Genomic DNA, 20,867 nt, shown 5'->3' on the forward strand with positions numbered 1-20,867 from the left:
ATAGGTGGTTAGTATTTTGTTGGGTTAGGGTTAGCTGCCGATACCGATGTGTAATCAAGATATTGCAGATAGGTATCAATTGATTGTATAACTACGTGGTCGGCAAGGGTTGCAGAGGCTGGTTGTCCCACATTTGCAATACGGCCTTGCCCGTCGGTTATAGTTGTGCTGGTTACACCGGTTGTTGGGTTTGGCACCGGATTATTTATAGTAAGCGATACGCCACTACCATCCGAATTAAATAACTCAGTAGCAAAAGCACCTGTTTTTTTACCATCGGGTACAACCTGTATACCTTTCAGGATGTGGTATTTTATAAAATTTACCACCAGGTTAACATCGGCTGTAGATGTTGGAGCAAAGTTTGGCGTTTTTACAGCGCCGCTACCGGTACCTGGCAGCCAGCCGTTATTAACGGCATCGAGCATAGCGGCATTGCTTGGTATAAATACTGTATAATCAGTACCAACATCAATACCCTGGATAGCTTTTGTTGTGGCATTCCATAATAAACTACCGCTTAAAAATTTATAAAAATAGTAATATGGATCGCCGCCTACTCCGTTAACCGGAGCAACCTGGCCTTTGTTAAATATATCCTGGCCAACGCTGTTGGTTACCGAAGTGTAAGCCAGCGTTGTATTATTGGTACTTGCAGGGTAATATACAATACCATTACTGGTTGTTACATAATTTGGATTTACAACAAAAGCACCTCCGTAATCCTGGTTACCAGCCGCAATAAACTGGTTGTTTGAGTACTTTACATACTCCGGCACCATGCCTCCAAGCCCTGCAGTGGCATATATCCCACTCGTTACCACGTTGTTAAGCTCATTACCTGGGGTAGAATAAATACCTAAGTTTAATACCCTTAATAAAGTATTATCGGCAGTAGAGCCTGATGAGCCATTGTAAGTAATACCCGATTGTACCGGGTTGGCACTTTGTAAAACGGGGTTTACATTAAAGCCCATTTTCATTAAGGTAACATCAGGAACCATTAACATGGTATACTTAAATGATGGATTGGCCAGGTTGATCTTATAATTAAAAAAGCTCAATTCCCGAGTCATCATGCTGTATGCCGGATCAAGATATGGACGACCGAACACTGTACTGAATACGTTGGTTGCTTGTACTTTGCTTGTGCCGTAAAACAAGCCGTTACTACAGATACTTTTATCAACTACATCAGCATTGGCATCAAAACGGGGGTTTTCTCTATTAAAGTTTAAATTGGTTGACAGGTTATATTTACTTGGCCAGATAGTGGTTTGCGCCAAATGTGCATTAATAAAATCTACGATAATTGACTGCGGTAAAACGGATACAGAACTATAGTGCTCCAAAAGCACATTTTTAACATAAGCATCAAAAGCCGTGTTGTTTGGTGCAAACATGGTCCATCCGTTGCCTTGGGGATCAAGTGAACCGCCACCCGGGTTCAAAAAGTTTTCGTTAGCTAACGAGTAAGCAAGCAGGGTAGAATACATCCTGACATATACCGGATCTGACGAACCGGTAGCAACTGTATTTAAATGAGTGGCATTAACATCGGGGTTATAGGTTACCAAACCACCCCAGCGTTGTATAAACTGGTAAAAATGACTGTAATTGGAATGCGTATATAAATATTTTTCAAGGCTCGGAAGCGGTACCGGTACGGTATTGATCTCGTGCATTACACCGTTCTCGCATATAATATTGGCGTTAACTACATTACCATCAAGCACGTTAAATTTATCTTCGCTGTTAGTGAAGGTCGAGGCCGGATAAAAGTAATTATAATCATACGATGACAGGCCCAGCACTTCAAAATATTTTTTGGTAAAATAAGGTATGTATTTATTGTTAAAGTCCTTATAATCATAGGCTCCGTTACGGTCATTGGCTACCATGTTGACCTTTTTACCTGCCAATGCACCATAATTTGTAAAGTTAGGTACGGTATCCTGGTAAACCCCTTCGTGATATACTGTTTTACGTTTAAACGCGTATCCACCAAATGCAACCTGAGGGTCGCCGTTAGCATCAATCCCGGAAAATATGGGTTGTACATAATCAATTGTGGAACCCGATGTGTTACCAATTGCTAAAGATGTGTAACCACTATATACTAATGCATACGTTACTATAGCTGTTGCCGTAGGTACATCAATTTGTGCAACACTGGTAATGTTATGCGCTGTAAAATACTTTTTAAAAGCATCATCATTTGGTGCAAACAATGTCCAATAACCTGCAGTACTTAAGATATTGGTATAGCCGGCCTTATCAACACAGGCTAAAAAGTTTGTAAAATTACCTTTTGCCTGCATTACCTGGTACAATGGCTGAGCCAATGATGCCGGACGGCCGTAAAAGTCATCCAATGCTTTTTTTCGGCAGGCCGAAAAAGCAAAAAGTATAAGCAATAAGCACAATAAATTTTTTAGAAATTTATACATGGTTTAACAATTTATATTCTTTTAATAATTATATACCTTTTAGTTTGGGTAATTTAAATTACCAACCAACTGTTTTATTACAGAGCTACTGTTGCCCCGACGAAAAACCAGCAATTAAACTTTATGGAAACTTTAAAGTCTGAGAAAGAATCAACCTTATCTGGAACAAGGTAATGACTGCTGCGACTTAAAATAGTTCTGATACGGCGATAGCGTACGTGAAATACGTAAAGGTTTCTTCATAATTTATTTAGTTTTTGGTTAGTTTTAAAACGGTGCTGATTAGTACGGGCACCATGTTATTATATTGTTAAAAGTATACACAATAATTCCAACAACTATCCTGTCCCATCCTGAATTTAGAAAATGATTAATTTTCATTACATGTATTAAAAAAATCACAGGCAAATAAACTATTCACTGTAATTAATGTAAATATTACACTTAAAAATCCGATTAGTTTTTCGCCTGAAACAACCGTCTGTGTGCTGTCGGGCTGCCTGTTAAACCACAAAAACGACATTTTATGTCGTTTTTGTGGTTATGATTTGATGTTATTGAATGATCTATTCCCGGCAAGGGAATTGCAACGAGCAGATTTATTTATTTAATGTGATTTGTATTGAGGCTGCCTGCAAACCATTTGATGTTGCTGTAACCTTTACAAAACCTGTTTTTTGTTTAGCCTGAATAATAGCCAGAGCAAGTCCGTTATAGGCTTTACGGTAATTGGCTTTAAATGAATCGTGATTAATAGGGTCGCCATTATCAACACCTGCAATAAAGGCGTCACCGTCAAGCTTAAAATCAATGGTATTACCGGCATCGGGTACCAGGTTGCCATCTTTATCTAAAACTCTCACTTTTACAAATGACAGATCGGCACCATTAGCGGTTATAGTATTCCGATCGGCCGTGATCTCTAATTTGGCCGCAGGGCCGGCAGTTTTAACTTCGGTTGTTAAAATAGTTTTTCCTTTTTTGCGGGATATGGCTTTTAACGTACCGGGAGCATATTTAACTGACCACATTACATGCAGGTCATCGCCTGTTTTCTTTTTTATGCCTAATGATTTTCCGTTCAGATACAGTTCAACCTCATCGGCGTTATTGTAATATGCCCAAACATCAACTGTTTTACCGGGTTGCCAGTTCCAGTGCGGTAATAAATGCAGTACCGGTGTATTTGTCCACTCACTTTGGTACATATAATACACATCCTTCGGAAAACCGGCCAGATCTACTATACCAAAATACGAGCTGCGCGCAGGCCAGCTATAAGGTGTGGGCTCGCCCAGGTAATCAAAACCCGTCCAGATGAACATCCCCGAAAGGAAATCGTATTTCTTGATGATCTTCCAGGTTTCTTCGTGTGTGGATCCCCATCGGGCCGATACATTGTCATAAGCTGATACTGTAAAGTCGGCATTCATGGTTTGCCCGCTGTTTTTTGCCACCGGCCAACGACGTATGCTATCTGACGGCATATCATAAATACCACGAGTTTCTAACGCCGAGGTAGTTTCTGTACCTAAAAACTTTTTACCTGGGTAGCGCTCATGAAACTTAGGCAGATCGTTATGGTGATAATTATAACCCACCAGATCAACCGCTCCTGATTTAATGATCTGATTACGGGTACCCGGATCGTTATTGGCCGCGGTTATCGGGCGGGTAACATCTAAATTATGTACAATACCGGCAAGCTCAAGTGCCAGGCGGTAGCCGCTGGTATCGGCCTGCTGTGGTATTTCATTACCGATGCTCCACATAATAACCGATGGATGATTACGGTCGCGCAGTATCTGGTCTTCCAGATCGCGTTTGTGCCACTCTTTAAAATACAGGTGATAATCGTATTTTACCTTTCCTTTTTCCCAGCAGTCAAAAGCTTCATCCATTACAATAAAGCCCATTTTGTCGGTCAGCTCCAAAAGCTCGGGTGCCGGCGGATTGTGCGATGTACGGATGGCATTACACCCCATCGCCTTTAAAATTTCAAGTTGGCGCTCTAATGCGCGTACATTGATAGCTGCACCCAGGCTGCCCAGATCGTGGTGATCGCAAACGCCTAAAATTTTAAGAGGTTTGCTATTTAACGAAAACCCTTTATCAACATCAAAGTCAAAATACCGCACACCCAGCGGAGTTTGATATTCATCAACCAAAACATGTTTGTTTAGTATTTTGGTGACTACTTTATAAAGGTACGGTCTGTCAACCGACCATAAATTAGGTTTGGCCAGGTTAAGTTGCTGGTTTACCATGGCTACGGTATCTTTTAAAGTGATATCATTTGACGCTTTACTCGTAACCTCAATACCTGCCGCATTAAAAATACTGGTAACTACTGTTACCTGTTGCGATTGGCCGGTATAGTTTTTTATGCTGGCCTGCAGGTTTACCGTTGCCGATGTTTTATTGATAACCGGGGTGGTTACAAAAGTGCCCCAATGGTTAACCGCTATTTTATTAACTGTTGTAAGCCAAACATTACGGTATATACCCGAACCGGAGTACCAGCGTGAGTTGGGTTGCATGGAGTTGTCAACCTTTACGGCGATGACATTTTTACCGGTACCATAATTTAAATACGGGGTCAGATCATACTGAAAAGAGATATAACCATTTGGCCTGAACCCAAGGTGATGGCCGTTGATCCATACATCGCTTTTTTGATATACACCATCAAAGCCAATATAAACCAGTTTACCTTTATCAGAAGCTGGTAAGGTAAACGTTTTGCGGTACCAGCCTATGCCGCCGGGCAAAGCGCCGCCTTCCGGTGTGGCAGGGTTATCTTTACTAAACTCGCCTTCAATACTCCAATCGTGTGGCAAATTTAGCTTGCGCCATTTGGCATCATTAACATCAGGCGCCTGGCCATTGCTCACATCGCCCAGGTTAAATGACCAGTTATTATTAAAGTTTAATACAGTACGTGCTTTTTGGGCAGACGCATGCAATACAGTAAGGCTTACTAAAAAGCACAACAAAAGGTATCTCTTTTTCATATCGGGAGAATATAGGTGTTGATTGGTTATGATGCTAAATTATCAATTAAACTGTTAAGTGTGATATTAACAATAAAAAAACATCGTCCCAAAAGGATAAAATACAGCAACCGTTCCCTAAAGAGAAATTATTTGTATGTTGTTATGCCCTTATGGCTAATAGAATACCTATATTTTTTCTGATATCGGATTCAGATCGATACCATAACTTTCTAAAATACATTTCTCTACCATATCACCGTTATCGCTATTGGTAAATATCACCGCCGCCTGCTTATACTGTGGTAATAATAACAGGGTATGGCTGGCGCCATTACCCATAGAACGAATAATAATGCCTTTCTGATCGCGGGTTAAGTTACAGGAGTGCTCCTCTCCTATTCTGGCGATTGCGGTTAGCCGGGAGACTACATCGGGCTGCCGGTTAATATAGGCAAGCAACTTACACAGATCATTAACTGTAGTGAACAAATGTCCTTCGGTATCATATGGCTTAAATACATAGATACCGTCGCGCTTGTTATGTGGCCGCACCATCCGGTTTAACACTGCAATAGGATCGCCGAATGCCGTATCCTGCATATTTAATTTAGAAAAAAGGTTTACAGGCGGTGATCCATCTACCCCATTGATGCTGCTTAGGATAGTCACCATATCCGCCAAAGCCTTACTACCCCACACTGCATTTTGAGGTGCTGGTATCCCTTTGCTTAACTCGCCGTAAACTTTTGCTATGATCTTGCCGCTATTAACCAGGCCGATGCCTACAGCAGGCACCTTGTGCAGCAGCATCCACTGGCGTACAAAGTTTGTACGCGGCAACGCGATAATTGGTGTAGAGCCCGATACGATGGTATTGGTCATTTTAAAACATACTGATGGTTTAGGTTATTAAACAATGCCAATGGGGAACTGGCAAAAATGAAAGCGGCCGTGCAGGCTGCATGGCCGCTTTCAAAACACTAACAAATCAAAATCTTAATAGCCGGGGTTTTGTGTATATAAACCAGGCGCAGCATCCAGTTGCGATTGAGGCACCGGGTATACTATGTAATTAGCCACTACATTAGCAATGCGGTGCTGCGTATCTTCGGCAGCTATCCAGGCATTCATAATGGTAAGGGCGTTGCCACTGCGCACCAAATCAAACCAACGCGAACCTTCGTCGGCAAATTCACGACGACGCTCGTCAAATAATTGTGCAAGGGTAACATTGGTTTTTGGTAATAAACCTGCACGGGTGCGTACCTGGTTCACTATCCCATCAACATCGGCTTGCGTACCTCCGGTGGCTCCGTTCAAAATACACTCGGCTTTCATCATTAAAATATCGGTATAACGTATGGCTATAAAGTTTATACCCCAGTCAAAGCGGCTTGCAGCCGGTATTTTTGTAATGTCGAGATATTTTTTGAAAAACGGGCGCGTCTCTGTACTACCGCTATAGGTATAACCTGCAGTATAAATTGTTGCTGCTTTGCGAACATCGCCTGCTTCGTACGAGGTTACCAGGTTATTAGATACCGGGATGATCTCAAGGCTACCGTTAGCATTAGTATTGGTACCTAACGAGCTAAAGTAAGTATTAGGCGTTAGCTGCCATACAAAATCGGCACCCAAAACAGGGCTTTGGCCGCTTATGTACATTACATCAAAAACCGCTTCCTTATTAACAGTGGGGCTTTGATTGGCATAAGAAAACACGCTTGTATAGCTCGGATTAAATACAAACCCGCCATTGGTAATGATGTCCTGCAGCAAAGGCATGGCTAAATTCCACTCGTTTGATGCCACGCCGGGGCCTTCTACCCCGTAAGTGGGGCCAGAGCGGGTCATATACACCAGCGCCAGTTCGCCTTCGGCGGCATATTTGGTAGCACGGCCCACATCGGTAGCCGTGTACAGCGGATATGTGCCACTATAATTGGCAGGCAGATTTGCTATGGCAAATTGCAGATCGGATATGATGAGCTTGTACACCTCACCCACCGGGCTGCGTGCAATTGAGGTTGCCTCAAGCGCACTTACAGGATGTTCGATCAAAGGAAGTTTGCCATAATATCTTACCAGATCGAAATAATAGAATGCACGCAAAAAGCGAGCTTCGGCCGCTAACCGGTTAGCCAGAGTTGCCGAGCCGATATAGCTGCCGTTCTTACTGATTTGTTCCAGTATGGTGTTAGCTTTAAATATACCGTTAAAATCGGCATTCCAGGCTTCTTCCACGTAAGTATTTGGAGCCAGATTGTTTGAAAAATCGTTAACCGGATCCCAATCGCGACCTGACACAGAAACACCATAAATATTATCCGAGCGTATTTCGCTTAGGTTTAATAACCTGTCAGGGTAATTACGCAGTGCATTATATACCGCATTAACACCTTGTATAAAATCGCTGGGTTGCTGATAAAATGTTGATGTTGTAGTTGACGACAGCGGCACCTGGTTAAGATCCTTTTGGCACGATGATATTGATACCGTTAGTGCTATAGTAGTTATAAAGAATATCTTTTTCATGTCCGTTTTTATTAAAATGTAAAGTTTAAACCAAAAATCAGTGATTTAGCTAATGGCAAACCACCATAATCGCCCGCCTCCGGGTAGTTGCTGTTTGAGCTAACAGTTGTGTTAGCTGCATCAGGGTTTAAACCGTTGGTATATTTATCGGCTCCAAAAAAGTTTTCGGCAGTTATGTAGATCCGCGCATTTTTGATCACCGGTGTTTTGATCAGACTTTTCAAATTATACCCCAGGGTAATATCCCTTACACGGATGTAGTTTGTAGAATAAACTGCATCGGTAGTAGCCGCTATTGGCGAGTTATAAGTTGAGTAAGCCTTGCCGAACCTTCCTTCGCCCTGATTGGATTCTGATCTCCACCTGTTAACAAAAGATGCCGGGGTATTATCGGTAAAACCTTGCCCAGGGCGTGATATCGCACGTTGCAATTCGGAGTAGATAGAACCGCCGGTTTGGCCTTGTACCAAAATGCTCAGGTCAAACCCTTTGTAATGGAATGTGTTGGTTAAACCGAAAATATAATCAGGATTTGGATGACCAACTATTTGCTTATCGGCTTCGGTTATTGTTCCATCACCATTGGTATCCTCAAATTTAGGGTCGCCAGGTTGCTCGGCACCTGCAGGGCCATAAGTAGGATAATGGGCGGTTATATCAGCAGCGCTTAAAAAACCTATCTCTTTCAGCACATAGATGCTGTTAAGCGGTTGTCCAACACGCAATATCTGATCGGACACGTTAAACCCATTAGGCACAATGATTTGAGTTTGGCCGGGTGCAAGCGCTACAACTTTGTTTGTATTATGGCTTACATTGAAGGTAGTGCTCCATTGAAATCTACCCACCGTGTTACGGGTAGTTATTTCTAACTCCTGACCAATATTACGTACCGAACCTATGTTGGTTAAATAGCTTTGAAAACCTGTAACCTCCAAACTTTGAACATTGAGCAAAAGTTGTGTACTTAGTTTGTTGTAAAAATCTGCCGATCCGGTAATGCGGTTATTAAAGATACCGAAGTCGATACCGCCGTCGTAAGTTTGTGAGCGTTCCCATTTCAAATCGGGGTTAGCTAAAACTCCGGGGGCCTGGCCTATTACTGCGGCTGCAGTGCTGCCAAATACATATCCGGCATTAGTCAATGTTGCTATACTTGCATAATCGTTAGGCAAATTATTGTTACCATTAACACCATAAGTAAAACGCAGCTTTAAATCGCTTATGTCGGGTATATTTTTCATAAACGACTCTTGCGTAACGCGCCATGCCACCGATGCCGATGGGAATACACCATATTGATTATTTACACCAAAGCGTGACGAACCATCAGAACGTATACTTGCTGACAACAGGTACTTATCTTTAAACCCATACTGAACACGGGCAAAATACGATAATAAAACATTTTGACTTGAGGTTGTATTACCGGTAATGGCTGCTGCTGCATTTAGGGTTTGAATTACCGCGCTTGTATATCCACCACTCGATCTAAGCGACGACTGATCAAGACGATCAATATTATATGATTGGCCCAATAACACGTTTAAACTATGATTTTTATTGAATGTAGTTGTATAGTTCAGCGTGTTTTCGTTAACAAACGTTTGCCGGGTATAATTACTGTATGAGCCTGAGTTTGCCGCAAGCAGGTTATTACTTCCGGTAAAGGTACGGCTGGCCTGCGACCCTGTGGTTATGTAAGGCACATAAGAGTTTGAACTGCTGCTGGTATAATCAAGGTTAACCGAGCTTCTTAAAGTCAGCCCTTTGATGATCTCAAATTCGCCGTATATGGTACCTAATGTGCGGTATCTTTTGGTTGTACCAACGTTATATGTTAATTTACCTACCGGCGAATTGGTTGTATTACTCCAGATGTATTGCGCATTTTTACCTATGTTGGCCATATAACCTACAGTATCCTCTTGTACAGGGCTCATGCTTAATGCCTGGTGAAATATATTATCCTTACCCTCAACACCCGGATCCTGGGTAACTGAATAAGTTGGGGCCAGATTCAGGCCAAATTTCAGCTTTTTGCTGGCATTGATCTCCACGTTTGCACGCCCGCTGTATTGCTTATAGCCCAGGCCGGTAACAAAACCATTTTGGTTAGCATAATTACCTGATACGAAATAGTTCACATTATCGGTTCCGCCGCTTGCAGATATTTCTGAGTTTTGCATGTAGCCTTTACGCTCTATTGCATCTTGCCAGTCGACATATTGTAAACCAGGGTGCCCCGGGGTAGACCAGCGGGGATCAAGCATATAGGCAACGTTAACTTGTGTGCCCGATAATGGAACACCTGCTAATGTTAATTTGGCGCGGCGGGTGTTGGCATCATCATTAGCGGTTGCTCCATATATACCAGCTTTGGCTACATAAGTGGCATTGATAATTTCGGTAGCACGGTCGATCCATTGATCGCCATTAAGCATATCCAGATGTTTAGCAGCTGCGTTATAACCAAAGTAATTATTAAAGCTAATTTGTGGTTTACCTGTTCTACCCCGCTTGGTCGTAATTAAAACCACACCGTTTGATGCGCGTGAACCATAAATAGCTGCGGCGGCTGCATCTTTTAAAACTTCAATGTTATCAATATCGTTAGGGTTAATATTATCTAAAGGGTTGCCGGTTGAAAAACTACCGCTTGCCACATTACTTGCGTTGGTAGTTAACGGAAAGCCATCAATAACATATAATGGTTCGTTACCCGCACTTATTGAGCCCGAACCGCGCACCTGCACACTAAATGCTTTACCGGGCACGCCGGTGGTTTGTTTTACAGTAACACCTGCTAACTGGCCAACTAAAGCCTGGTCAACACGTGTAATTGCACGTTCTTCAAGGTTTTCGTTTTTCATGCTGGCAACGGCGCCGGTTACGTTACCACGTTTTTGTGTACCGTAGCCAATTACCACCACCTCATTAAGTGCTTTGGCGTTTGGAACAAGTGTTACATTAACAATGCTGCGGCCGCCAACAGCAATTTCCTGATCGGCGTAGCCAACAAAACTAAAAGAGAGGGTGCCTGTACCATCAGGAATGGCAATGGTATAATTACCATTAACATCGGTTGTTGTACCAGTAGCCTGCGAGCCTTTTAAACGCACGTTTACACCGGGAAGACCACCGTTTTCATCGGTTACCTGGCCTTTAACAGTAAAAACATTGATCGCCGCCTCGGCTTTGGCAATACGTTCAAATTCGGCTTTGCGGGCCTCAAGGTATAGCGGATCAACGTTCAACACGATACGATCGCTTATAACGCGGTATAAAATACCCTGGGGGGTAAGCAGTTTATCCAGCACTTCTTTTAGATCAAGACCTGCTGCGGCAAACGTTACTTTTTGCTCGGTATGTACAATACTTTTACTATACACAAATTTGATATTCGCGTCTTTTTCAAGTTTCCGCAAGGTATTCTCTAAAGTGGAATTGGCCACCGTTAAGCTAACGGGCCGCCTTAACACATCCTGGGCCACCAGGGTTTTCGCAAAAGAGACGCCACTTAATATTAGTGCTATCAATAGCTGACTAAACGTGATTCTCATAATTTTCCACCAGTATTTTGAGGAGAGTAAATAAAAATTCATAAATTCGTTTGTTTTATTTTGCTTAAAAATGAGACAATTAATCCCCTTCCGCCTGTTTAACAGGCGCTACTCCAATGGGGCTTGAGTTTTAGCCGGGAGTGGTGATGACACTTCCGGTTTTTTTGTTCTGACTTTTTATTTCTGCATATCTTCTTCGGATTTAGCGTTTACTATCAATTGGTTATGGGTTTATTTCGATATAATATAATGTCGGTATCGTCCATAGTATACGATACATTGAGTGAATTTTCGAGCATATCCAATATCGCAGGCAGGCTTTGGCCCGTAAAATCGGCCTTAAACAAATAACTGCCCAGCTCTTTATCATCGGTGTGGATATGCATTCCATATTGTTTGTCCAATGTGTTTAAAACATTGGATAAAGGCACGTTATCAAATGAAATGGTTGCTTTTTGCCAGATCCGCATGGCCGAATGCGTAGTTTCAATATCGCGGTTAAGCGATTTACTAAGTTGCTGATAGGTTACCTTTTGCGTTGGCAATAACATCACTTCCGATTCATCGTGCTCCGGTATTTTAACCGATACCTTACCCGTAACTACCGATACCTCTGTATTTACATTCTGCACCGACTTTATACGGAAACTGGTACCCCAAACGCGGGTAATAATACCGCCACTATAAATAATAAAAGGGTGTGCATGATCCTTCGTCACTTCAAAAAATGCTTCGCCTGTCATCTTTACCTGCCGGTATGCACCCATAAACTTTTTAGGATAACGCAGTTTACTTTTCGGGCTCAGCCAAACTATGCTGCCATCGCTTAATACCTGTTTATAAATGCTGTTGGTTAAATTGCTAACCTCCATCTGTTCGGTAGCGGTAGTAAAAACGCCGTTTATAGTATCTGCGGGTTTTTGCATTAAATTTAATCCAGCCCATACAAGCAGTACCGTTGCCGCTATACCCGCCATTGCATACATCAGTTTAACTGATACAGATCTTTTAACCGGCTCTTCAACAACATCTTCGCTTAAAAGCTTATTTTTAAAATTACGCAACATCAGCATCTTTAAAGCTTCCTGTTCAACAGGACTCATGTCCTCAAGCGGGTCATTATGCTTTTCAAATGCGTCATACCATTGGTATAGCATAAAGGCTTCTTCGGGGGTACACTCTCCGTCAAGGTATTTATGCAGCAGCTCGGGCGTTACCTGGTATTTCATCGGAATTAAAGTAAAAAAGTAAGGTTTGATTTTGGCTTATATAAGTAATGACATACAACCTGTGCCCTACCCTTGCTCCGTTTAAAAATATTTTTAAAATAGCCAGGGCATAGCCATACAAAGCCCGGAGCCGCCAAAAGTTTGGCGTGAGACAGCTGTTAAAACAGGGCGAAGAGTGATTCGCCCATTAGGTATGTTGAGATGTTTACCGGCGGGATAGCGAGTCCGGCAATGTCACATTAGTACCATTGATCGATAGATTTTGCAATTTTAGATCCTTTACATGATCGATCCTGATGGGTGTTTTAACTCCGTTTATGCTGCAGTTGATCAACGTCAGATCCTGAACCGGCGACTCTTTATAAGCATGGATAAAGATGCCATACTTACCGCCGTTTGTTACCGTGAGGTTTTCGATCAGGATGTTGCGTATAGTGGGTATATGATTGCCTGGCTCTTCGTAAAACATGTCGCATTGCAAAGCAGCCTCATTATAAGAGCCGGCTTTAATGTCTTTAACAAAGATATTCTCGATAACTCCTCCGCGCAGTGAGCTGGTTTTTAACCGAAGGATCATGTTGAGGCTTGGGCTGCTTAAAGTGCAGTTGGTGGCAAAAATGTTGCGTGCACCACCGGCAATTTCACTGCCAATGGTGATACCACCATGACCAGCCTTCATCTGGCAACCTTCAATAATGTGGTTTTCAGCAGGCCTGCCATTATTCCGGCCATCTTCGTCACGACCGGATTTAATGGCTATACAATCGTCGCCGGTATCAAATGAACAATCTTTGATCCATACATTTTTACAGGCATCCGGGTCGCAGCCATCGGTATTGGGCCCGTCGGCTTTAATGCTCACCTTTTCCACCGTAACATTTTCGCACATAACCGGGCTGATGAACCACATAGGTGAGTTGATCATTTTTACACCGGAAATAAGTATGTTTTGACACAAGTAAGGCTGAAACATATTGGGGCGCAGGTAGTGGCCGTTACCAAATACTCTTTTTGCCGGATCAACACCCTGGTGTGTCATTGTATGCAAAGTTTCTCTTGCTTTAAATTGATTAGGCATGCCTTTATTCCAGCCAAAACGAGTGCTCCCTTTCCAACTCCACCAGTAATCGTTGCTGGCACCGCCATCTAAGGTGCCATTACCGGTTACGGCGATATTCTTTTCTTTATAGGCATAGATCTGCGGCGAATAGTTGATGCAGTCAGAACCTTCCCAACGGGTAAGCACCAATGGATAATCTGTTGTATCATGACTGAAAGTGATCACGGCATTGTCCTGAAGATGTAGTTCGACATTGCTCTTCAAATAAACGGGCCCGGTTAAAAAATTACCTGCAGGTACTATTACGCGGCCGCCGCCTGCTGCATTACAAGCCTCGATAGCTTTTTTAAAAGCTTCTGTATTCATGGTACGGCCATCGCCTTTGGCACCATAATTTGTGATGGGGTAGGTTGCGTTTTTAAACACCGGCGCTTTGATAGATTGTTTAATTGACTGCATGATTTGGAGTGGTTGCGCGGAGCTTGTCCATTTATCTGGTAACTGCGTGGTTTGGCTGATAAATCCCAACAGGCAAACAGCCCCAATACTTAACACCGGCAACAATACTCTTTTTAACATGATTAGCGAGGTTTAATAATGTGGTTATAAAAGTATCGCTTTTTTATGAGTAATCTTCTTATCCGCAACTACGCATATTTATAAAAATTAAAAAAAAATTGCGCAACCGATTAATTGCATTTATATTTGCAATCAAACGGTTGCAAATTATATGAGAAGAGATATTTATCAGGCGATTGCCGACCCCACACGCAGAGCTATTATTGCCTTACTGGCATTGCAGGCTATGACACCTAACGCCATTGCCGAGCATTTTAACAGCAGCAGGCAAGCAATATCAAAACACATCCAGATACTGGCCGAATGCGACGTAGTTAAACAACAACAAACAGGCCGGGAGATCTATTACCATTTTAACGCAAAAAAGATGAAAGAAATTGACCAATGGATCGAGCAGTTCCGCCAGTTGTGGGATGATCGCTTTAACCAATTAGACGACTTATTAAAGGACCATTAAAACAAACTATCATGACAAACAACACAGTGATCACTAAAGATCTGGCTAACAAAAAACTGCACATTACCCGGGAATTTGCCGCTCCTGCCGACAAAGTATGGACAGCGTGGACAGAAAGCGCTACGCTCGACAAATGGTGGGCACCTAAACCCTGGAAGGCCGACACCAAAACCATGAGTTTTACCGAAGGCGGTACCTGGCTTTATGCCATGCGCGGCCCAAATGGCGAAGAACACTGGAGCAGGGTTGATTTTAAAACCATCAACCCCAAAACAGGCTTTACTTACTCCACTACCTTTTGTGATCAGGACGGTAATGTGAACGAAAGCGCCCCGGTATCGCACTGGGTGCTTGAATTTATACCTATCGTAACAGGCACCAAAGTAGAAGTTGAGCTAACCTTTGATAAGGATGCTGATTTGAAAACGCTGGTTGACATGGGCTTTGAAGCTGGCTTTACCATGGGGCTCAACAACCTCGAAGAATTGCTGGCAGCACAATAAACATGATATTAAAAGAGCTATCCCTGGAAAGGGGATGGCTCTTTTTTACCAAATCAAAAACGCGCTGTTTAGCGTTACCCGCAGCCGTTTTATGGCTTTGGTCAAATGGCCCTCAACTGTCTTTTCGGATATGCCCAGTTCCAGGGCTATCTCCTTGTTCGACTTGTTTTCGTGGCGACTCAGTTCGAACACCGAGCGGCATTTTTCGGGCAGATCATGCAAACCTTTTTCAATGTTTTGCTGCAGATCGCGGGTGTCGATGGTCTCTTCGGTCGAATTATCGGTATCTATTTTAAACAGTTGTACAAAGTGGCTGTATGCCTTGCGCCGCGTTTCCCTGGCAATATAATTAAACACCAGGTTGCGCACCGCAGTATAAATATAACCTTCGAACGATGTTTTGATGATCAGTGTTTTACGCCCCGCCCACAGGTTGGTCAAAAAATCCTGAACTATCTCTTCGGATATTTCTTTACTGCGCACACGCTTATAGGCAAACGAGTAAAGATTTTTCCAGTGGCGGTAATACAGTTCTTCAAATGCCTCCATGTTATCGCTCTTCACCAGTGCCAGCAGTTCTGCGTCGGGCAAAAGTTTTAGTGGCGTATGGCTATTACTTAAAGACATGTACAATTACTTTACATCACTATTTATAAAATGCAACAAAAAAGCATACACAGCCTTTTAAGCTTGGTCAGTCATTTTTGTCGCGATATATGGCAATACTTTATGGGGGGACATAAGGCATTACAATTGGTTGTTATAACAAACTTAACATACAAATGGCACTAAACTGTCATGTACAATCCTGCCTGAATTATGAAATTAAAGTCTATATTATGATAGAGGATATATAAATTGAACCGTTCTCTCTTCTTTTGCCCGGGTTGAGCGATAAAAATCCAATGCGTGTATGTCCTCTGCATCAGCTTGTACAAACATTAATTCAACGTTTTGCTTCCTGCAAAATTGTTTCGCCGCGTTTATGAGTTGTTTACCGATACCATTGCGTTGAAATGCAGGCCTTACAGCGATATCGTAAATAAATAGTTCTTCCTCTTCTTTATCATACATAGGCAACCTGTATGCTGTCAGGCCGCCAACAACTTCACTTTGATAAATAGCTGCCAGGGCTACAAAATTTGTGTTAGATAGTAATTTATCAACGTAGCTATCGCTAACTTTTATGGGATTTTCGATCCCGAAAACTTCTTGCAGCAGGATAAAAAGCTGCTGCGTTAAAGCCAAGTCGGCTACGCTTAGTTGTTTTACGGCTATCTGACCTGCAAAAGACATGGGTATTTATGGGTATATTTTAAGTTGTTTTCTGCTGGTTAGACGGTGCAGAGTTTAAAACCTTACGAAGTAATCCCCCGATCACATTCACTACAAAAACTATTTGCCCTATAACAATCAGCAGCAGCATAAAAACGTATGCTGAAGCAGTAGAAAACCATTGTTTGCTTTGGTTAAATTCACTAAAAGCATAATATCTGCGCGGTATCCCGTCAAGCCCTGTTCCAATGGCTAATTTTATAAAAGTAATAACTGATAATAAGGTTAGAACAACCTGTATCCAGCTTAACGTTACCGACCAGATGTAATTTCGAAACAAAATTCCCATCGACCATAAGAACAACAATGCACCCGAAAAAAACCAACATAGATGCATATGAGCAATTACAACATAGGTATCATGCAGATTAATATCCATAGCGCTATTTGACAGCACGAATGACATCAAAAACAACAGCAAAGCCGTTACACCTAACAGATCATAAGGCCGTTTTCCAATATCGATATACGATCGGCGTTTCATTTTTTCCTGATTCCTGGTTCTTGATTCTTGCCTTTATAAAACTACTCTTTCCCCATTGCAACCAGCTTAACCGGGCCAACCAGCCCCGATGGTTTTGGATCCCATTTAATGGCAGTAAACAAACCATCTTCGCCCCGGTTATCGCGCAAACGCGCCGGGAAATTGGTATTGTAAAATATGCGGTAGCGTATGTGGCGCTTATCCATATCGCTGATACGGTTTGCCATCAGGTTTGATACGCTAACCTCTAACGTGTTGATAGGTTTGAGTAAACCGGGGGGGATATTGTAAGAAAAATCCGGACCGATCAGCGTAACCAGCTTGGCGCCGTTAAGGTACACATCGGCAGTTTCGTAAACCTTACCCAGGTCAAGTTTCCACTCAGTAGCTGCTTCTGATGGTTTATTAAAAGTAATACTGTATTTAGCCGTACCACTAAAGCGTTTTACTCCGGGTCCGTCCAGTTCTGTCCATGATGTTAGTGTGGTTTGCTTAGCAGTTGCAGGCAATTCGGGGCCACCATCGGTAAAGGTTACCGTCCATTCGCCTTTAATATCATAGCTTTTGCCGGTTGGTTTATAATAGGCATATAAATTACCTTTTACGGCTGTGGCCGATGTTTGCAAAACACATGTTTCGCCAGGTGCTAACTGCAAATAAACTTCGGTACCGCCCGTTGGCGCCTTGTGCAAACGCGCCACACCGTTGATCTTAAACATCGGGTCAAACTGCACCACCGATGCCGCATTTCCCGATAAAGGCACCCAACCATCAACTGCTTTGGTGCTTTTATTGGCTATGAAGTAGTAATCGCCGGCACCATAATTTCTGCGTACAAATTGCAAACCTTTTTCTACCATAGGCTCACGGCGCACTTTAATAAACGCCAGCAGGCGATCAAGGTTATCACCCATCAAAATGGCACCTTTTCCAATCACTGCTTTCTTAATATCTGCACCGGCATCAGCAAAGCTCAATTTGCTCACCATGTCATTCAAGGCAGCTTTTCCGGCTCCGTCCTTATCAAGCCCGGGCACATCAACCGGCATGTTTTTATAAATGATCACCTGCGCGCCACCTTCTGCCAATTTCATCAGCTGACTAAAAGTAGCTAAGGGAATGTATTTGCAGGCAGGCAGCACAATAGTTTTATAACCAGCGCTACCTGTGGTTTTAATGCTGCCGCCGCTCAATACGCTGCCTTGTATTTGCCTGTCGGATATGTAATCAAAGGCATATCCTCTATCCAGCAGGTCCTGGGCGTTATCTTCAAAAACGCTGCCTGTAAACTCTGGCCGCATACCATCATAATGCTTTAAAAAATTGCGGCCGGGTTCCATAAAACTATCGAATATGGGGTAATACAGCAGTACATCATTATCGGCGCGGCCGCTTTGTAAAAACGACTGGCAGCGGGCAATGTATTCGTTCAATGCATGAAAATCGTGCCATTGCGGGTTGTTGGGTACAAAATGCACAGCGGCATAAAACAACCATCCCGGCCATGGTGCCGATGGCGGCGAATAACTGATACCATGGTAAAAGACATGGTTAACACCACCCAAAAACAATTTATCAATAGCTTGTTTTACCTGCCCTAATGATGACATAAAATGCTCGTTGAGCCAGGTTGCCGATTCGGACGAGGTGAGTTTTTTACCGCTCACATGCGCTGCCGATGTGGCAAACTTATAGCGCAAAGGTTCGTTTCCTTCCGTTTCCGGGATATCAATTGCACTGTACAGATCGAGAATGTTTGCCGGTGAGCCGTGCGATTGGTTACGGATAAGCGCTCCCCTGCTATTTGCCCAGGCATGCCACGGTTTGGTAAAGTTGTCTAACAAAAGATCGGATATGGTTTCACGGTAATCGCATAAAACACGGGCATTGTTTTTATCGTCTTTATTGAACAAGGCCGGCAATTGGTTCAGCAGGTCGTATCCCCGGCGCTTTTTAAACTCTTCAAAAAAATTGGGCGTAAAGTTCGACTGACCCCGGGCATCATCCACTTCGTAAGAATCGTTAAAAAAAGCCCTGATATCGCCAACATCGGCACCCTTAAAAGCCTGGTCAAACTTATCCAGGTAAACTTTTAGTGCTTCGGGCGAAAAATGATCTATTACAAACCCCTCGCCACCGGGCGCGGCGCGTTCAACCATTTTACCATGCAATCCCATAAAAATGGCACACAATGTCCAGTCGCGTCCGGCAGGTGCCTTCCAGTTCAGTTTATTGGTGTTGGGGTCTACTTTATCCGTCAGGTTTAAAACCTCGCCGTTGGGGCCATAAGCCATTAGCACCTGCAAAGGCAAACTCATCTGGAACCTCACCTGGATCAAAGCCAGGGCCTGCATGTTTGTATTGGCTGCAATCGGCAGTACCAGGTCGTTTGCCGGCGGCGCTTTGCCCTCGGCGCTTACCAGCGGTTGCTGGATATAGCGGATCACTTCCTTCAGGGTATCGCCGCCTTTAACATTATAGTTCTCTAAAACCATGTTTTTTGCGGCATTATCTACATCTATCCATGGCCCGCCAAAAGGCCAGCCGGTAGCGTTGGCCATATCTATGCCCATACCCAAACGTTTAGCCTCGTGCAGGGTATGGCTCAGCATATCAACCCATTTTGGCGACAGGTACTGGATAAACTGGGCTTCCTGGCCTTTTACGCCATAAATGGGTGTAATTTCCAACCCGCCTAAACCGGCGGCACTGTAAGTTTCCAGGTTAGTTGTCAGGTCAGGTTTATTAACCGCGCTGCCCTGCCACCACCAGCGCGCCCAGGGCTTGGTTTGCCTGGTTACAGTGGGCCAGCTTATTTGCGAAAATGCCTGTAAGCAAAAAGAAATAATTATAAAGGTCAGGTAAAATTTACGCATAAGGTCGCTCAAATTGGTGATATAAATATACGCATTTTTATTGATTTAACCATCCTGTACAGTCATACAGTGTATTTTACACCGCTCCTGATCTTTTTAAAACCAATAATAATATTAATCGTTAGTTAATATCGAAGCTGTTTGGCCGGGATGAGAAACAGACCGCCTTATTTACAATTCCGGCTCACTTTCTTCCTGTGTTTTAAGCGAAGCTTTTCTTTTTTTTCGTTCAATAAAATTAACAACCATCCGGCTTTCGGTCATCAAAAAATAGCCAATAACAACTTTTAAAATATCGAATACAAACCATGCCGAGTATGGGTTATCGGTAAACTTTGTGTAGCTCTCGGCGTGCTGTGCGTACGAAAAAATGCGGTAGCAAAGTTGAGGTATATTTTCGGTGAACATTATTCCACCAATTACGATGGTCGCTATGGTCAAAATAGTCGAGCGATGAATATTCAATTCAAACTCTTCTTCTGAGAATCCTTTTTCCAAATGCAGTTTTTCAATAACCAGGTCAGTTTTAAAAAGGCAGTAACGCAATACAATAAAGTAAACGCAGCCTACTACAAGAAATAAAAACACCGTTCCGAAAATTGCCAAAGGGTATTGATCTTGATCTCTTTGCCCGATGAAAGCAAACGTGGAGATAAATTGAGTGAGCAGCGTACCCGATTGCCAAATGAGGTAAAGGCCAAATATTTTGACCAGGATGGTCCATAGCGATTTTGGTGTCATGCGGTTAAGGTTTAGATTTGGTACTAAATATATAGCTTTTAAACCGGCGGTACAAAACA

The 20,867-nt window shown here is 42.9% G+C and carries 14 protein-coding genes; 2 read left to right on the forward strand and 12 right to left on the reverse strand.

Annotated elements, in window-relative coordinates; all coding sequences use genetic code 11:
- Nucleotides 1-8: 8 nt before the first annotated feature.
- The 7 genes from ACFGVR_RS00050 to ACFGVR_RS00080 all read right to left on the reverse strand — a co-directional run bounded on the left by ACFGVR_RS00050 (nucleotide 9) and on the right by ACFGVR_RS00080 (nucleotide 14,412).
- Nucleotides 9-2,417, reverse strand: a complete 2,409-nt coding sequence (locus tag ACFGVR_RS00050; protein ID WP_448700230.1) for a fasciclin domain-containing protein — start codon at nucleotides 2,415-2,417, stop codon at nucleotides 9-11.
- Nucleotides 2,418-3,049: 632 nt separating this feature from the next.
- Nucleotides 3,050-5,464, reverse strand: coding sequence for a beta-galactosidase GalB (gene galB / locus ACFGVR_RS00055; RefSeq protein ID WP_448700231.1), 2,415 nt, complete (start codon nucleotides 5,462-5,464; stop codon nucleotides 3,050-3,052).
- Between the two features lie 168 nt (nucleotides 5,465-5,632).
- A complete protein-coding gene (locus tag ACFGVR_RS00060; RefSeq protein WP_448700232.1) occupies nucleotides 5,633-6,328 on the reverse strand; it encodes a hypothetical protein in 696 nt (231 codons plus the stop codon).
- Between the two features lie 114 nt (nucleotides 6,329-6,442).
- Nucleotides 6,443-7,981, reverse strand: a complete 1,539-nt coding sequence (locus tag ACFGVR_RS00065; RefSeq protein WP_448700234.1) for a RagB/SusD family nutrient uptake outer membrane protein — start codon at nucleotides 7,979-7,981, stop codon at nucleotides 6,443-6,445.
- Nucleotides 7,982-7,992: 11 nt separating this feature from the next.
- Nucleotides 7,993-11,586 (reverse strand): SusC/RagA family TonB-linked outer membrane protein, encoded by a 3,594-nt coding sequence (locus ACFGVR_RS00070; protein WP_448700236.1) that lies wholly within the window; start codon nucleotides 11,584-11,586, stop codon nucleotides 7,993-7,995.
- Nucleotides 11,587-11,759: 173 nt separating this feature from the next.
- Complete coding sequence (locus ACFGVR_RS00075; RefSeq protein WP_448700237.1) at nucleotides 11,760-12,773, reverse strand: FecR family protein; 1,014 nt, start codon at nucleotides 12,771-12,773, stop codon at nucleotides 11,760-11,762.
- Between the two features lie 205 nt (nucleotides 12,774-12,978).
- The gene (locus ACFGVR_RS00080; protein WP_448700239.1) at nucleotides 12,979-14,412 is read right to left on the reverse strand and encodes a glycoside hydrolase family 28 protein; all 1,434 of its coding nucleotides are present in this window, start codon (nucleotides 14,410-14,412) and stop codon (nucleotides 12,979-12,981) included.
- Nucleotides 14,413-14,563: 151 nt separating this feature from the next.
- Here ACFGVR_RS00080 and ACFGVR_RS00085 point away from each other — a divergent pair, with 151 nt between their 5' ends.
- Nucleotides 14,564-14,869: an ArsR/SmtB family transcription factor gene (locus ACFGVR_RS00085; RefSeq protein ID WP_448700241.1), complete on the forward strand. Its 306-nt coding sequence runs from the start codon at nucleotides 14,564-14,566 to the stop codon at nucleotides 14,867-14,869.
- Between the two features lie 11 nt (nucleotides 14,870-14,880).
- Entirely contained in the window at nucleotides 14,881-15,372 is a 492-nt protein-coding gene (locus tag ACFGVR_RS00090; RefSeq protein ID WP_448700243.1) for an SRPBCC family protein, read from the forward strand.
- A 45-nt stretch (nucleotides 15,373-15,417) separates the two neighbouring features.
- Here the strand turns inward: ACFGVR_RS00090 and ACFGVR_RS00095 are convergent, their stop codons facing one another.
- From ACFGVR_RS00095 to ACFGVR_RS00115, 5 genes are all read right to left on the reverse strand, one after another.
- Entirely contained in the window at nucleotides 15,418-15,999 is a 582-nt protein-coding gene (locus ACFGVR_RS00095; protein ID WP_448700244.1) for an RNA polymerase sigma-70 factor, read from the reverse strand.
- Nucleotides 16,000-16,209: 210 nt separating this feature from the next.
- Complete coding sequence (locus ACFGVR_RS00100) at nucleotides 16,210-16,668, reverse strand: GNAT family N-acetyltransferase (RefSeq protein WP_448700245.1); 459 nt, start codon at nucleotides 16,666-16,668, stop codon at nucleotides 16,210-16,212.
- A 19-nt stretch (nucleotides 16,669-16,687) separates the two neighbouring features.
- On the reverse strand, nucleotides 16,688-17,191 hold the full coding sequence (locus tag ACFGVR_RS00105) for a hypothetical protein (protein ID WP_448700246.1): 504 nt from the start codon (nucleotides 17,189-17,191) through the stop codon (nucleotides 16,688-16,690).
- Between the two features lie 41 nt (nucleotides 17,192-17,232).
- Nucleotides 17,233-20,067, reverse strand: a complete 2,835-nt coding sequence (locus tag ACFGVR_RS00110) for a glycosyl hydrolase (RefSeq protein WP_448700247.1) — start codon at nucleotides 20,065-20,067, stop codon at nucleotides 17,233-17,235.
- Between the two features lie 171 nt (nucleotides 20,068-20,238).
- Nucleotides 20,239-20,808 carry a hypothetical protein gene (locus ACFGVR_RS00115; RefSeq protein WP_448700248.1) on the reverse strand — a complete coding sequence of 190 codons (570 nt, stop codon included), beginning with the start codon at nucleotides 20,806-20,808 and terminating at the stop codon, nucleotides 20,239-20,241.
- Nucleotides 20,809-20,867: the final 59 nt, after the last annotated feature.

The sequence above is a fragment of the Mucilaginibacter aureus genome (assembly GCF_053514885.1).